The organism is Conexibacter woesei Iso977N, from assembly GCF_000424625.1.
Lineage (GTDB): Bacteria > Actinomycetota > Thermoleophilia > Solirubrobacterales > Solirubrobacteraceae > Baekduia > Baekduia woesei_A.
This window is the reverse complement of record NZ_AUKG01000006.1, coordinates 42,418-54,643: the sequence shown is the minus strand read 5'-3', so window position 1 is coordinate 54,643 and position 12,226 is coordinate 42,418. Positions and strand designations below refer to the sequence as shown.

Here is a 12,226-nt window from a genome sequence, read left to right as displayed (position 1 = left end):
ACCCATGCGCACCACCCGCACCCTCGCGACCACCGCCGCCGCGGCGCTGACCATCCTCGCCTGCGCGGCGGCCGCCGCCCAGGCCGACCCCGGCAAGGTGTCGACCGGCGACCTGACCGTCACGACCAGCGACACCACGCCTGCACCGGGCGAGACGATCACGATCGGCGTCGACTACGTCGTGCAGACCTCCGACCTCACCGCCGTCAGCGCCAACATGGGCTTCGGCAGCTACACGCCGCCGCCGCAGATCGCGGTCAACCTCGCCGACCTGTCGTTCGTCTCCGGCTCCTGCACCGGCGACTTCTCCGGTTGCACCTACAACCCTGCGATCACCGACGCCTTCGACGCCAGGGTCCCGGCCCCACCGCCGGGCAGGACGGTCTCCGGCACGGCGCAGTTCACGGTGTCGTCCAGCGCGACGAACGGCGAGACGATCGCCTTCGCCGGCCACCACGAGTCGCAGCTCCTCAGCGGCGGCACGTCCCGCAACGGCACGCCGCTGCTGAGGCTGACCGTCAGGGCGCCGCCGGAGGCCGACCTCGGCGTGGACCTGAGCGCGACGGCGTCGCTGCTGAACCCGAGGGTCTCCTACGACGCCGCGGTGACCAACAACGGCCCGGCCGCCGCGACCTCGGCGACGATCACCACGCAGCTGCCGTCGCAGGCCACGGGGATCAGCTCGTCGACCTGCACCTACGCCTCGGGCACCGATCAGGTCTCCTGCCCGATCGGGGCGCTGGCCGACGGCGCCACCACGCACGCGACGTTCACCGCCACCTACGGCCTGCTGACGATCGGCCTGCCGCTGCACGCCACGGCTACGCGGACCGCCAGCGCGCCGACCGACCCCAACGCCTCCAACGACAGCGACAGCGCCGACTGCAACGCGATCACGTCGCTGCTGATCACCTGCTGAGGCAAGGAGAACCAACATCATGCACAACTCCATCGTCCACCGGCCGCTGCGCGTCCTCGGGCTGGCCCTGGCCGCGACGCTCGCCTGGGCCGCGCTGGCCGCCGGCTCGGCCCACGCGCTGACCGGCGTCGTCTGCGGCGGCTCCGAGTCCGGGACGTTCTCGCCCAGCCTCACGAACACGCCGGCGCCGACCGCCGTCGCGTTCACCCAGAACTACGGCTGCGTGTCGCCGACCGACCCGGCCATCAGGTCGGGCCTGTACAGCAGCGCGATCACCGCGCCGGCGACGTGCGCGCTGGTGACCACCGGCGCCACGCGCACGCGCCTCATCAGATGGAACACGGGTGAGACCAGCTCCTTCACGTTCACCTCCACCGTCAGGACCTTCGGCAACCTCATCACCGCGAGGCGCGCCGGCACCATCACGGCGGGGAAGTTCGCGGGGGCGACCGCGAACGAGCAGGTCGTCGGCACCGCGGACCTGGCGTCGTGTGACGGCGCCGGCGCGTCGAGGTACTCCGCGGCCACCGTCCTGACGATCACGGCGTCCTGAGGTCCATGCGCATCCTGCTCGCCGGCGCCGTCCTCGTCGCCGCCATGCTCACCCCCGGTGCGGCGCTTGCCGCGCCGGGGACGGTGACCGGCCTGGACGGCCTGTCGCTGACCGTCAGCAACACCACGCCCGCGCCGGGGGAGGTGGTGACGGTCGGCATCAGGTACACGACGCGCAGCGTCGACGTGGGGACCTTCGCCAACCTGGAGGGCTTCGGCGACGACATCATCAACGGCACGAGGTCCCAGAACCTCGACGACTTCACGTTCGTCCCGGGCTCCTGCAGCGGCGACTACATCGCCTGCAGCCCGGACCCGTTCGACGGCAGGGGCCTCAAGGGCGTGGTGGCGGACGCCACCGCGTCCGGCGTGGTCGTGAACGTGGGCGCGCAGTTCCTGGTCGCGAGCGGCGCGTCGCTGGGCGAGAGGATCTCGTTCTTCGGCTACCGCTACGAGTCCGACGACGCCGGCACGACCAGCACGGGCTCGACGCCGATGACGCTCACGGTGACGGCGCCCGGCGCGGACCTCGGCGTCTCGCTTGGCGCGACCGCGGGGCCGCTGCTGAGCGGCACCATCAACTACGACGTCGGGGTCAGGAACGACGGCCCGGCCGCGGCGACGTCGGCGACGATCACGACGCAGCTGCCGACCGAGGCCACCGGGATCACGTCGGCGTCGTCGTGCACCTACACGGCCGCCACGCACCGCGCCAGCTGCCCGATCGGGACGCTGGCCAACGGCGCCACGACCCACGCGACGTTCGCCGCCACCTACGGCCTGCTGTCGCTGGGCCTCGCGCTGAACGCCACGGCGACCCGGACCGCGAGCGCGCCCGCCGACCCCAACGCCGCGAACGACAGCGCGAGCAAGTCCTGCGCGGTCGTCACGTCGCTGGTGATCCTCTGCTGAGGGAGTGCGAGTGGTCCAGCCCACGCCGCGTGCTGCGCTCAGCAGGCGGCGTGGGCGACCGGGCCGTGCCGTGAGGCGGCCGCGGTCCCGGCCGCCGCGCAGGATCCGGCGGGCGTCGCCGTGACGCGCTTGACGGCGGCGGCAAGGTTGTCGCGGGGGTGCGTGTCGGCGCTCGGCGCCAGCGCCGCGGCGAGCACCGCGTAGCGGCGGGCGCTCCGGGCGTCGGCGTGGACGACGAGCGTCGCCGACCCGCCGGCGGCGAGCGGCGGCAGCGTGCAGACGCGCGGGCGGCCGCCGCTGCACGTGGTCCCGGGCGGCGCGGCGATCCGGCCCTGCGGGACGGCGGCCAGCCGGACGCGGGCACCGGACACGCGGCGCGTGCCGCGGTTGGTGACGCGCACGTGGAAGGCGAGGTCGTCGCCCTGGTAGACGGTCCGGCGCGGCGCGCGGACGGTGACGCCGAGGTCGATCGGCGCGGCGAAGGCGGGCGCGGGCGCGGGCGCGGCGAAGGCGGGCGCGGGCGCGGGGAGGACGGGCGCGGCGCCGGGTGGCGCGGGCGTGGGCGTCGGCATCGGCGCCGGCGACGGCACGGGCGGCGGGTCCTGCACGGGCGTCACGAGCGTCAGGTGGTTGTTGTCCGGCTCGGCGTCGGCGGGCGTGACGTCGGCGGTCACCGCGCGCGCGGTCAGCATGTCCGCGCCGGCCGGCACCCGCCCCGCGACCGCGTAGAGCTCCGTGGCGCCGGGCGCGATGCTGCCCAGCCCGCAGCGCACGCGCGCGCCGTCGCGCCCACAGGTCCCGGCGGTCGCCGCGGTCACCTGGAGGTCGAGGTCCGCGGGCAGCGTGAGCTGTCCGACGACGCCGTTGGCACGCGCGGAGCCGACGTTGCGCACGCGGATCTCCGCGACGTACTGCCCGCCGCGGACCGCCTCGGCCACCGCCGTGACCTGCAGGTCGGTGACCACGCCGGCCAGCGTGACGGTCCGCTCGCTCGTGCCCGTGCCGCCGCAGTCCTCCGCGGGCCCGACCCGCGCCGGCGCCGCCGCGGTCAGCTGCGCGCGCACGTGCGCCGCGCCGTCGCGGGCGGCCGCGGCGAGGTCGACCGGGACGCTGACGACGTCCGGCTCTCCGGGCGACCCGTAGACGCCGGGCGGGACCGCGACGGTGATGTCGCCGCCCGCGATCGCCGCGTGCGCGCCCGGCACCCCGGATGGCGCGCCGACGGTCACGGCGTCCGGATCCAGCCCGGCGCCCGACAGCGCGACCGTGAGCGTCCCGGCCGCGCGCAGCCGCCCGCTGAGCGCGATCCGCAGCGGCCACGGGCGCCGCGCCGGGTCCAGCGCGCCGGGCGTCCCGCTCTCGATCTCGGCCAGCGGCGCGAGCTCGACGTCGACGTCGTCGAGCAGGTTGCCGGCGCCGGGATGGTCCGGATCGACGAGCTGGCCCTCGGCGCCCAGCTCGTACAGGCCGGTCGCGCCGGTGAACGTGCCGGGGCCGGAGTGGCGCGTCCACACGTCGGTGGTCGAGGTGACGTCGGCGAGGCGCTGGACCTCGACGCTCGGGTCGGTGTAGGACGGGACCAGGCTGCCGGCGCGGTAGACGCCGAGGTGCAGGTCGTCGTCGTCGCGGCGGTTGCGATGCGCGAAGGACCAGCCGATGCGGTCGCCGGTGGTCAGGCAGACCGTCTGGAACATCCGCGCCGGCACGTCCACGTTGACCTCGACGAACTGGCCGCCCGCGGGCGCCTCGACGCCGTCGTAGCCCGTGCCCCACGTCTCGGCGGGCGCGTCGGCGGGGCCGGCCGGGGGCGACGTCGTCGACCAGTCGGCGAGGCGATGCTCGCTCGGCTGCGGATCGGGGTCGTTGGCCGCCTCGAGGTAGGCGAACCTGTTCGGCGCCACCGCATAGCCCTCTTCGAAGGAGCCGTTGAGCACCGCCCGCGGCGCCGCCGCGACAGCGATCGCCGGCCCTGCGAGCAGCGCCGCCAGCAGGCCGGTCAGCATCGCACGGCACCTCGGCCTCCGGCGCATTCGACGAAGCTACGACGCTCAGCAAACCGGATCGAGCGGCAGCCGATCAGCGTCACACATAAGTCAGGGTCGTTGGCTCATGCTCTCGGCGGCGTAGAGCTTCCATCGGCCGGGAACGCCCTTGAGCGCGTGCTCGCCGCGGTCGGCGAGGACACGTCCGGAGCCCGCGATCAGGTCGCGGACGGTCGCGCTGACGAGGATCTCGCCGGCTGCCGCGTGGGCGCTGACGCGTGTGCCGACGTGCACGGCGAGCCCGCTGATGTCGCCGTCGGGCAGCAGCTCGCACTCCCCGGTGTGCAATCCGGCGCGGACCTCGAGGCCGAGCGCGCCGACGGCGTCACGGATCGCCAGCGCGCTTCCGATCGCGCGGCTGGGACCGTCGAAGATCGCCAGCGCGCCGTCGCCGAGGGACTTGACGACGCGGCCGCGGTGGCGCTCGACCTCCTGGCGGACGATGGCGTCGTGGCGCTCCAGCAGCGTGCGCCACGGTCCGTCGCCCAGCGCGGCCGCGTGCTCGGTCGAGCCCACGATGTCGGTGAACAGGACCGTGGCCAGGACGCGGTCGCTGATCGTCGCCGGCGCGGCCCCCGTGAGGAAGCGCTGGATCTCGTCGGCGCCGACGAGGTCGCCCTGCCAGACCATGCCGGATCCCGGGATCTCGACATAGCGGGCGCCCGGGATGTGGTCGGCGGCGTAGCGCGAGTGGCGCGGGTCCAGGAAGGTGTCGTCGGTGCGCCGGATGACGAGCGTCGGGCAGCGCACGGTGGGCAGGACGTCCCGCACGTCCACACGCACGAGCATGCGCAGGACCTCGGCGGCGGCGGACGGGCTCATCGACTGGCGCTGGAGCCGCGCGAGCGCGCGGCGCGTCTCGCCGTCGGCGTCGTCGAACCGGCCCCACGGGTGGCTGCCGTCCGCCTCGCGTCCCCAGTTGGCGAGCAGCGCCCGGATGCGGGGCTCCTGCTCGGCGGCGGTCTCGGCCCACTCGTAGCCAGGTCCGCGGACGGCGCGTGGGATCGGGCTCATCAGCGCCATCGCACGGACCCGTGACGGGACGGTCGCGGCGAACAGGGTCGCCAGCGCGCACCCCTCGCTGTGGCCGATCAAAGCGGCGCGCTCGCTGCCGACCGCGTCGAGGACGGCGAGGACGTCGTCCAGGTGGTCCTCCAACGGCGCGGCGCCCGGCGGGCGGTCCGACATGCCGCTGCCGCGCCGGTCGAAGCGGATCAGCCGCGCGAACGTCCCGAGCCGGTGCAGGAACCGCGCGAGGTCCGGGACGTCCCAGGCGAGCTCGATGTTGGACAGGAACGCCGGGACCAGGACGAGGTCGAGCGGGCCGTCGCCCGAGACCTGGTAGGCGATCTGGAGATCGCCGCTGCGGGCGTATTGCGTCGAGATCTCCTGCAAACCTGAGTCATCAGTACCACAGAGCGGCACTCCGCTCCAGGCCACGTGGGCAGGGGCGTGAGAGGATGGCCGGCGATGTCCGGCACCATGCGTCAAGCGGCTGCGTCGCTGGACCTCGTCGCCGAGGTCGCGACCCTGTGGGACGTGGCCGTCCGCGTCCGGGAACGCGTCGCGGCCCTCGCCACGCTCGACCCGGTCTCCCAGGCCGTGCTGCTCGCCGTCGTCGGCCGGCTCGAAGCGCAGCTCTGGCTGCTGCGCGCCGAGCTGGCGGACTGACCGGCGGCTAGGCCCGGCGGGCGCCGAGCGCGACGCCGGTGTCCGGCTCGACCCGGAAGCGCCAGGCGGTCGTCCGCTCCCACTCGGCCAGGACGTGACGTTCGCCGGGGCGGTCGACGTCGTCGAGGACGACCGTGGCGCCGGTGGCGAGGCGGGGCTCGAAGAACGCCAGCGCCGGGAGGCGGCGGTGCTCGTCGCCCGGCTCGTAGGCCGGCGGCCCGTCGACGACGAGGAGGTCGACGGTGGGCGGCAGCTCCCGCTCCAGGGCGGCCGCGTCGTACCACGGCGGCTCACCGGTGAGCGGTGCGTGGATCACGGTGGCGAGGTCGCCGAGTCCCTCGCGGTCGAGCAGGTCGCGCACGCGCGCGGCCCAGCGCTCGTCGTGCTCGACGGCGGTCAGCGTGCCCGCGCCGCGCTGGCGCAGCAGCCGGGCCAGGACGACGGTGCTCGCGCCGCTGCCGCACTCCACGACGCTCGTGCGGTCGCCGTACATGATGTCGTTGCAGACCAGGACGAGCCCGGCCGGGCGCATCGCACCGGTGTTCCACGGCAGGTAGCCGCCGGCGTCGAGCAGCGGGCGCAGGACGTGCCAGGCGCCGAGGTCGGCCGCGGCGCTCACGCGGCCACCAGCGGGAAGGCGCGCTCGGCGTAGTCGGCCTCGTAGCGCGCGGCGACGCGCGTGACCTCGAACTGCTGCGCCCAGGCCCGCGCCCCGGGCAGGTCGGTCCCGCGCGCGCCGTCGATGACGGCCTGCAGCGCCTCGGCGAGCGCGGCCGGGTCGTCCGGTTCGACGAGCAGCCCGCGGCCGTCGGCCAGCGTCTCGGGGAAGCCGTCGACCCGCGTGCCGACGACCGGGACGCCCAGGCCCATCGCGAGCACCGCGGCCTGCGAGAACGCCTCGTCGCGCGACGGGCACGCCTGGACGGTGGAGCCCGCGACCCACGTCGCCGGGTCGTCGCGCCAGCCCGGCAGCGTGATGACGCCGCCGAGGCCCAGCTCGGCGATCCGGGCGCGCAGCGCGGGTTCCAGGACGCCCGCGCCGAGCAGGAAGACCGGGGGCGAGGCGTCCATCAGCCCGATCGCCTCGACCAGCACGTCGGGGCCCTTGTCGGCGCTGAGGCGCCCGGTGTAGACGATCCGCTCGTGGGGGAGGCCGCGGCGCTCGATCGCGTCGAGTCCGTCGACCGGTGAGATCCCCCGCGCGATGCGCTCCTCGCGCATCCCGGCGCGCAGGACCCCGGCCCGGGCGCCCGGGCTGTGGGCGTAGAAGCGATCGATCCGGCCGACCGCCTCGCCCATCGCGCGCCACTGCGGCAGCGCCGGCCAGCGGTAGTCGTTGTGCTCGCTGGCGAACAGCGGCACGCCGCCCGGCACCGCGCGGGCCGCGGCCCACCAGCCGCCGAACATGTGCGCGTGGACGACGTCGGCGCCTTCGAGTCGCGGGGCCAGCCACGCGGCGAACGCCGGGTCGGCGCGCCATTGGAGGTCGGTCGTCCCCTCCATCACCTCGGGCTCGACGCCATGGGCGCGCGCGAGATCCACACCGGCCCGCGACGCGAACCCGACCAGCAGCCGCGTCCTATGCCCACGCTCATGCAGCGCCCGGCTGATCCGCAACAGCGACAGCTGCGCGCCTCCGGGTTCAAGCTTGGCCAAGACCCGGGTTATCAACACGTGCTCCCAACCTACCGGGCCGGCGTCACCATCGAGTGAACGGCAGGTGAACGGGCGGGAGAACGCCTCGGCGCGCCCGGCGGTGACCGAAGTCGGTGGCGGCATCGACCTTCGGAGGTGGTCGGCGGCGTCGCGCGGTGGTGTGCTGGGCGCATGTTCGAGCATCGATCGAAGAGCGTCCTGCTGCTGATCGTCGTGCTGCTGCTGAGCCTTGCCGGCGGTGTCGGAGCACAGGCTCGGGTGGTGGGCGTGACCTTGGACGACGGCCCGCGCGGCCCGGACGAGTCCTACGCCTTGTTCGAGCAGGCCGGCGCTGATGCGATCGAGGCGCCGCAGTCGTGGGCCGAGCTCGAGCCGGCACGCGGTCGCTTCCGCTTGGCGGACATCGAGAGCATCGTGGAGGGCATCGCGCCGACGCCGTCCACGCAGGCCATGCTGATCCCGGCGGTCATCGAGACCGGCGCGCGGTCGACGCCGCCGGACCTGCGCCGCGTGCGATGGGACGACCCACGCATGGTCGAGCGCTATCGCATGCTGATCGATCGGATCGCCCGAGCGTCGACCCGTCAGGTGACGACGTTGTCGATCGCCAACGAGGCCGACGTCTACTTCGGCGCTCATCCACGCGAGCTGCCGGCGTTCCTGCGCTTCGCCCGCGCCGAGCTGGCCGAGCTGCGCCGCCGCGCGCCGTGGGTGCACGCCGGCGTCACGGTCACCTCCGCGGGTCTCGCCGGCGCCCACCCGCGCATCGCGCGCGCCCTCGCGCGCCTCGGCACCGCGACGATCGTCACCTACTACCCGCTCGGCGACGGCTACCGACCGCGTCCTGCAAGCGCGCCGCTCACCGACATACCGCACTTGATCGACCTCGCACACGGCCGGCCGCTCGTCATCCAGGAGGCCGGCTACCCGAGCTCCCCGCACCTGGGAAGCACGCCGACCGCCCAGGCGACGTTCGTCCGCGACGTCTTCGCCGCATGGGACCGCGACCCCGCCGCGATCCCGTTCCTGAGCTTCTACTCGCTCTTCGACCTGCCCACCGGCGCCTGCGCACACCGGAGCGACAACGACCAAGCCGCCTTCCTGTGCTCGCTCGGCCTCCACGACCGCGCCGGTCGCCCGAAGCCCGCCTGGGCGGCGTTCCGCATGGGCGCGCAGCACGTCACGCGATGACTGGTCAGAAGGTGATCGTCCAGCCCTCCTCCTGCGCTTGGGCCTTCGTGTAGGACACGCCGGAGATCTCGGTGCCGTGGTCGCCGAAGGGCGTGATGAGGCCGCCCTGGTTGCCCAGCAGACCGGGGACTTGACCTTGGCCTTGTCGGCGATCTGCGAGCCGGTCAGGTCGACAACGGTCGTAGATCCACCACAAGTTCGTCGTCTGTGGATTCAACGGCGACGACCCGACGGTGTTCTGCGGGTCCTCGAATCTCGCGCTGGGCGGCGAGGAGGAGAACGACGACAACCTGATCGCGATCCACGACGGCGACGTCGCGACCGCGTTCGCGATCGAAGCGATGACGCTCATCGATCACTTCGGCTTCCTCGACCGCTACCGCCAGAAGGCGAGGGCCAGGGGCGAGGCGGCCACGCCGGCGCGCGCCGACAGGAGGGCGGCGGCCAGGCGGGTCCACTGGTACCTGTCGACGACCGACGGGTGGTAGCACAAGTTCTTCGACACGAACGACCTGCGCTGCCTGGACCGCGAGCTCTTCGCCGCCCTGCTGGCGTAGGCGCGCGGGATTCCTGCCGTGCCTGGGCACGGCGCTGTGGAACTGCACGGGTTCGGCCACGCAAGCGCCACACAACATCCCGTCCGGCACGGGGCGTCCACGCGCCTGAGAGCGTCGTTTGACGTTCGTGGAGTGATCACCGAGGCACACCGGAGGTCGGTCGAGATGGACATCGCCGTGCTGACGAGCTTCCTGGCGCCGCTGCTGCCGGCGCTCCTACGTCCCGGGCAGCAGGCGCTCGAGACGCTCTCCGGGCAGATCGGCGCCGCTGCGGCCGAGAAGGTCCGGGCGCTGTGGGCGCGGCTCGGGCCGAAGGTGGCCGAGCGCCCAGGCGCGGAGGAGGCGGCGGTCAAGGTCGCGGCGGGCGAGGAGCGCTGGACCGGGACGCTCGCCCTCCACCTGGAGGAGCTGCTGGACGCCGACCCGGCGCTGAAGGCCGAGGTCGCCGCGCTGTTCGCCGACGCCGTCGCGGCGGCCGGGACGACCGTGATCGCGCAGGGCGACCGCTCGGTCGCCGTCGGCAAGTCGGTCACCAACTCGACGATCATCACCGGCGACGGCACGGTCACCGGCGGGTGAGCGGCCGTGTCCGAGTGGCGCCACATCGAGGCCGGGCCGGGCGCGCTCGTCGTCGCGGGCGACGCCACCAACAGCGTCATCATCAACGGCAGCCCGATCATCCAGGCGCGCGTCGACGGGCCGAACGCGCTGTTGGCCGAGGCGGTGCTGGCACCCCGCCGGATCGCGCTGCCGCTGCCGCGCCACGCGGTCCCGGCGACGCCGTCCGGCGCGGTCGACCGCGCGGACGAACGCGCCGCGTTGTTGAGGTCGTTGGTTCCGGGGACGGCCGTGGAGGTCCATGGCGTGGCGGACATCGGCAAGACCGTGGTCCTGCTCGGCGCGCTGGTCGCCGCCGACCCGCGGTGGCCGGACGGCATCGTGTACGTCTATGCCCGGCGCAAGCCGCTCAGCGATCTGCTGCAGGAGGTCTACGACGGGTTCTTCGAGCACGATCCGCCGGTGCTCCAGCCCGACCAGGAGCTGCGGCGCACGCTCGCCGAGCGGCGGGCGCTGGTCGTCTTCGACGCGATCGACCTCGACCGCCAGGACGCCGGCCAGCTGTCGCTGGCGCTGCCGGGCTGCGCGCTGGTCCTGGCCGCGCGCGGCCGCACGCTCGGGACCGGCCCGGCGATCCGCGTCGCGGGGCTGGACGAGACGGCGGCGGTCGAGCTCGTCGAGCAGGAGCTCGGCCGCGCGCTGACCGTGGCCGAGCGGGCGGAGGTCCGCGCGTTGTGGCAGAGCGTCGACGGCCACCCGTTCCGCCTGCTCCAGGCGGCCGGGGCCGTGCGCGACGGGAGCGGGACGTTCGCGGAGGCGGCCGGCGGCGACCCGGCGCTGGCCGAGATGTTGATGCGGTCGTTGCCCGCCGGTGGCCGCGACGTCGTCGCGTTGCTGGCCGCGCTGCAGGGAGAGACCGCCGGCGTCGGCCCCCTGACCGAGTGCGCGGGCCTGCGGGCCGCCGACGTGGCCGCCGAGCTGGCCCGCCGCCGCGTGCTCGCGACCGGCAGCCCGCGGTACCGCGTGGCGGGCGCGACGGCCGGCGCGCCGCCGTCTGCGGTCCTGGACGCGGAGCCGCGCTGGCGCAAGGCGCTGACCGGGTGGGCGGCGGACCCGGATCGGAAGCCCGCCGCGGTCCTGGACGAGGCGCCGCTGCTGCTGGACGCCTTCGCCCGCGCGGTGGCGCGCGCCCCGGCGGCCGAGACCGTCGCGCTGGCGCGGGCGATCGACGGCGCGCTGGCGTGGGGCCGGCGCTGGGGCAGCTGGGGCGAGGTGCTCGAGGGTGCGCACGATGCCGCCGTCGCGGGCGCCGATCCGCACGGCGAGGCCTGGGCGCTGCACCAGCTCGGCACGCGCGCGTACTGCCTCGGCGATCCGCAGACGGCCGTCACGCAGCTGGAGGCCGCGCTCGCCCTGCGCGAGCGGATCGGGGACCGCGAGGGTGCCGCCGCGACGCGCCACAACCTCGACTTCATCCTCCGCCCACCGGGTGGCGCCCCGGACGAGAAGCCGGACGGATCGCCGCCGAGGCCCAGCCGGCCGTGGCTGAGCATCGCGGCGGTGCTGGCGCTGGCCGGGGTCGGGGCGGCGATCGCCGTGAGCAGGGGCGGGGAGGCGGGCGAGAGCGCGAGCACGACGCCCGCGTCCCCGGAGATCACGACGGTGACTCCGTCGACTTCGACAGGGGTCACGCCGACTTCCACGGGGGTCACGCCGACCGGGACCGCGTCGACGCCCGGGGCGGGCGCGGCAGGCGGTGGCGGTGGCACGCCGGGCGGCGGGACGACCACGACCAGGACCCAGACCAAGCAGTTCACGCTGACGATCAACTTCAGCGGTCCCCGCGGCCCCGTGACGAAGGACCCGGAGGACGAGGATGGGCACTACGACGAGGGCACGACCGTGACGCTCCGCGCGCAGGACAGCGAGCTCGCGCGGTTCCTTGGCTGGGGCGGCGACTGCCGGCGCAGCTTCCCGACCTGCACCCTGACGATGGATCAGGACCACACGGTCCTGGCGCGCTTCGTCGCTATCGACCCGAAGTCCACGAACTCCACCCCGGGGACGACCGGTCCCACCACGTTCGGGTCCAGCACCACCGCGCCGTCCGACGCCAGCTCGACCGTGCCGTGAGCGCTCCGGCGACCGCGAGACAGGAAGTGCTCCGT

The 12,226-nt window shown here is 74.6% G+C and carries 12 protein-coding genes; 8 read left to right on the top strand and 4 right to left on the bottom strand.

Annotation, left to right across the window (positions count from 1 at the left end; translation table 11 throughout):
* Positions 1 to 4 precede the first annotated feature (4 nt).
* Genes H030_RS38040 through H030_RS38035 form a run of 3 tightly spaced genes read left to right on the top strand, consistent with a single transcriptional unit; the run spans position 5 to position 2,383 of the window.
* Positions 5 to 919: a DUF11 domain-containing protein gene (locus tag H030_RS38040; protein WP_051223847.1), complete on the top strand. Its 915-nt coding sequence runs from the start codon at positions 5 to 7 to the stop codon at positions 917 to 919.
* Positions 920 to 938: 19 nt separating this feature from the next.
* Positions 939 to 1,472: a hypothetical protein gene (locus H030_RS0127455; protein WP_027008487.1), complete on the top strand. Its 534-nt coding sequence runs from the start codon at positions 939 to 941 to the stop codon at positions 1,470 to 1,472.
* Between the two features lie 5 nt (positions 1,473 to 1,477).
* Positions 1,478 to 2,383 (top strand): DUF11 domain-containing protein, encoded by a 906-nt coding sequence (locus tag H030_RS38035; RefSeq protein ID WP_051223846.1) that lies wholly within the window; start codon positions 1,478 to 1,480, stop codon positions 2,381 to 2,383.
* 38 nt (positions 2,384 to 2,421) lie between these two features.
* On the opposite strand, the gene H030_RS0127445 is transcribed toward H030_RS38035, so the two are convergent.
* Together H030_RS0127445 and H030_RS0127440 are read right to left on the bottom strand one after the other, a co-directional pair.
* The gene (locus H030_RS0127445) at positions 2,422 to 4,386 is read right to left on the bottom strand and encodes a DUF11 domain-containing protein (RefSeq protein WP_027008486.1); all 1,965 of its coding nucleotides are present in this window, start codon (positions 4,384 to 4,386) and stop codon (positions 2,422 to 2,424) included.
* Between the two features lie 90 nt (positions 4,387 to 4,476).
* Complete coding sequence (locus H030_RS0127440; protein ID WP_027008485.1) at positions 4,477 to 5,820, bottom strand: adenylate/guanylate cyclase domain-containing protein; 1,344 nt, start codon at positions 5,818 to 5,820, stop codon at positions 4,477 to 4,479.
* A 75-nt stretch (positions 5,821 to 5,895) separates the two neighbouring features.
* On the opposite strand from H030_RS0127440, the gene H030_RS0127435 reads away from it, so the two are divergent.
* Positions 5,896 to 6,096 carry a hypothetical protein gene (locus H030_RS0127435; protein WP_027008484.1) on the top strand — a complete coding sequence of 67 codons (201 nt, stop codon included), beginning with the start codon at positions 5,896 to 5,898 and terminating at the stop codon, positions 6,094 to 6,096.
* A gap of 7 nt (positions 6,097 to 6,103) precedes the next feature.
* On the opposite strand, the gene H030_RS0127430 is transcribed toward H030_RS0127435, so the two are convergent.
* Positions 6,104 to 6,715, bottom strand: coding sequence for a class I SAM-dependent methyltransferase (locus H030_RS0127430; protein ID WP_027008483.1), 612 nt, complete (start codon positions 6,713 to 6,715; stop codon positions 6,104 to 6,106).
* Entirely contained in the window at positions 6,712 to 7,752 is a 1,041-nt protein-coding gene (locus tag H030_RS39940) for a glycosyltransferase (protein WP_027008482.1), read from the bottom strand. Before H030_RS39940 ends, H030_RS0127430 begins: the two co-directional genes overlap by 4 nt.
* A 171-nt stretch (positions 7,753 to 7,923) precedes the next feature.
* On the opposite strand from H030_RS39940, the gene H030_RS39935 reads away from it, so the two are divergent.
* From H030_RS39935 to H030_RS0127405, 4 genes are all read left to right on the top strand, one after another.
* Positions 7,924 to 8,943, top strand: a complete 1,020-nt coding sequence (locus H030_RS39935) for a hypothetical protein (RefSeq protein WP_027008481.1) — start codon at positions 7,924 to 7,926, stop codon at positions 8,941 to 8,943.
* Between the two features lie 233 nt (positions 8,944 to 9,176).
* A complete protein-coding gene (locus H030_RS38020) occupies positions 9,177 to 9,431 on the top strand; it encodes a hypothetical protein (RefSeq protein WP_051223844.1) in 255 nt (84 codons plus the stop codon).
* 201 nt (positions 9,432 to 9,632) lie between these two features.
* Positions 9,633 to 10,079 carry a hypothetical protein gene (locus H030_RS0127410; protein ID WP_027008480.1) on the top strand — a complete coding sequence of 149 codons (447 nt, stop codon included), beginning with the start codon at positions 9,633 to 9,635 and terminating at the stop codon, positions 10,077 to 10,079.
* 6 nt (positions 10,080 to 10,085) lie between these two features.
* Complete coding sequence (locus H030_RS0127405) at positions 10,086 to 12,191, top strand: InlB B-repeat-containing protein (protein WP_027008479.1); 2,106 nt, start codon at positions 10,086 to 10,088, stop codon at positions 12,189 to 12,191.
* Positions 12,192 to 12,226 lie beyond the last annotated feature (35 nt).

Excerpts from the sequence above, each read along its gene's own strand:
- H030_RS38040 (WP_051223847.1), top strand. The coding sequence starts at position 5 with ATGCGCACCACCCGCACCCTCGCGACCACCGCCGCCGCGGCGCTGACC.
- H030_RS0127455 (WP_027008487.1), top strand. The coding sequence starts at position 939 with ATGCACAACTCCATCGTCCACCGGCCGCTGCGCGTCCTCGGGCTGGCC.
- H030_RS38035 (WP_051223846.1), top strand. The coding sequence starts at position 1,478 with ATGCGCATCCTGCTCGCCGGCGCCGTCCTCGTCGCCGCCATGCTCACC.
- H030_RS0127445 (WP_027008486.1), bottom strand. The coding sequence starts at position 4,386 with ATGCTGACCGGCCTGCTGGCGGCGCTGCTCGCAGGGCCGGCGATCGCT.
- H030_RS0127435 (WP_027008484.1), top strand. The coding sequence starts at position 5,896 with ATGTCCGGCACCATGCGTCAAGCGGCTGCGTCGCTGGACCTCGTCGCC.
- H030_RS39935 (WP_027008481.1), top strand. The coding sequence starts at position 7,924 with ATGTTCGAGCATCGATCGAAGAGCGTCCTGCTGCTGATCGTCGTGCTG.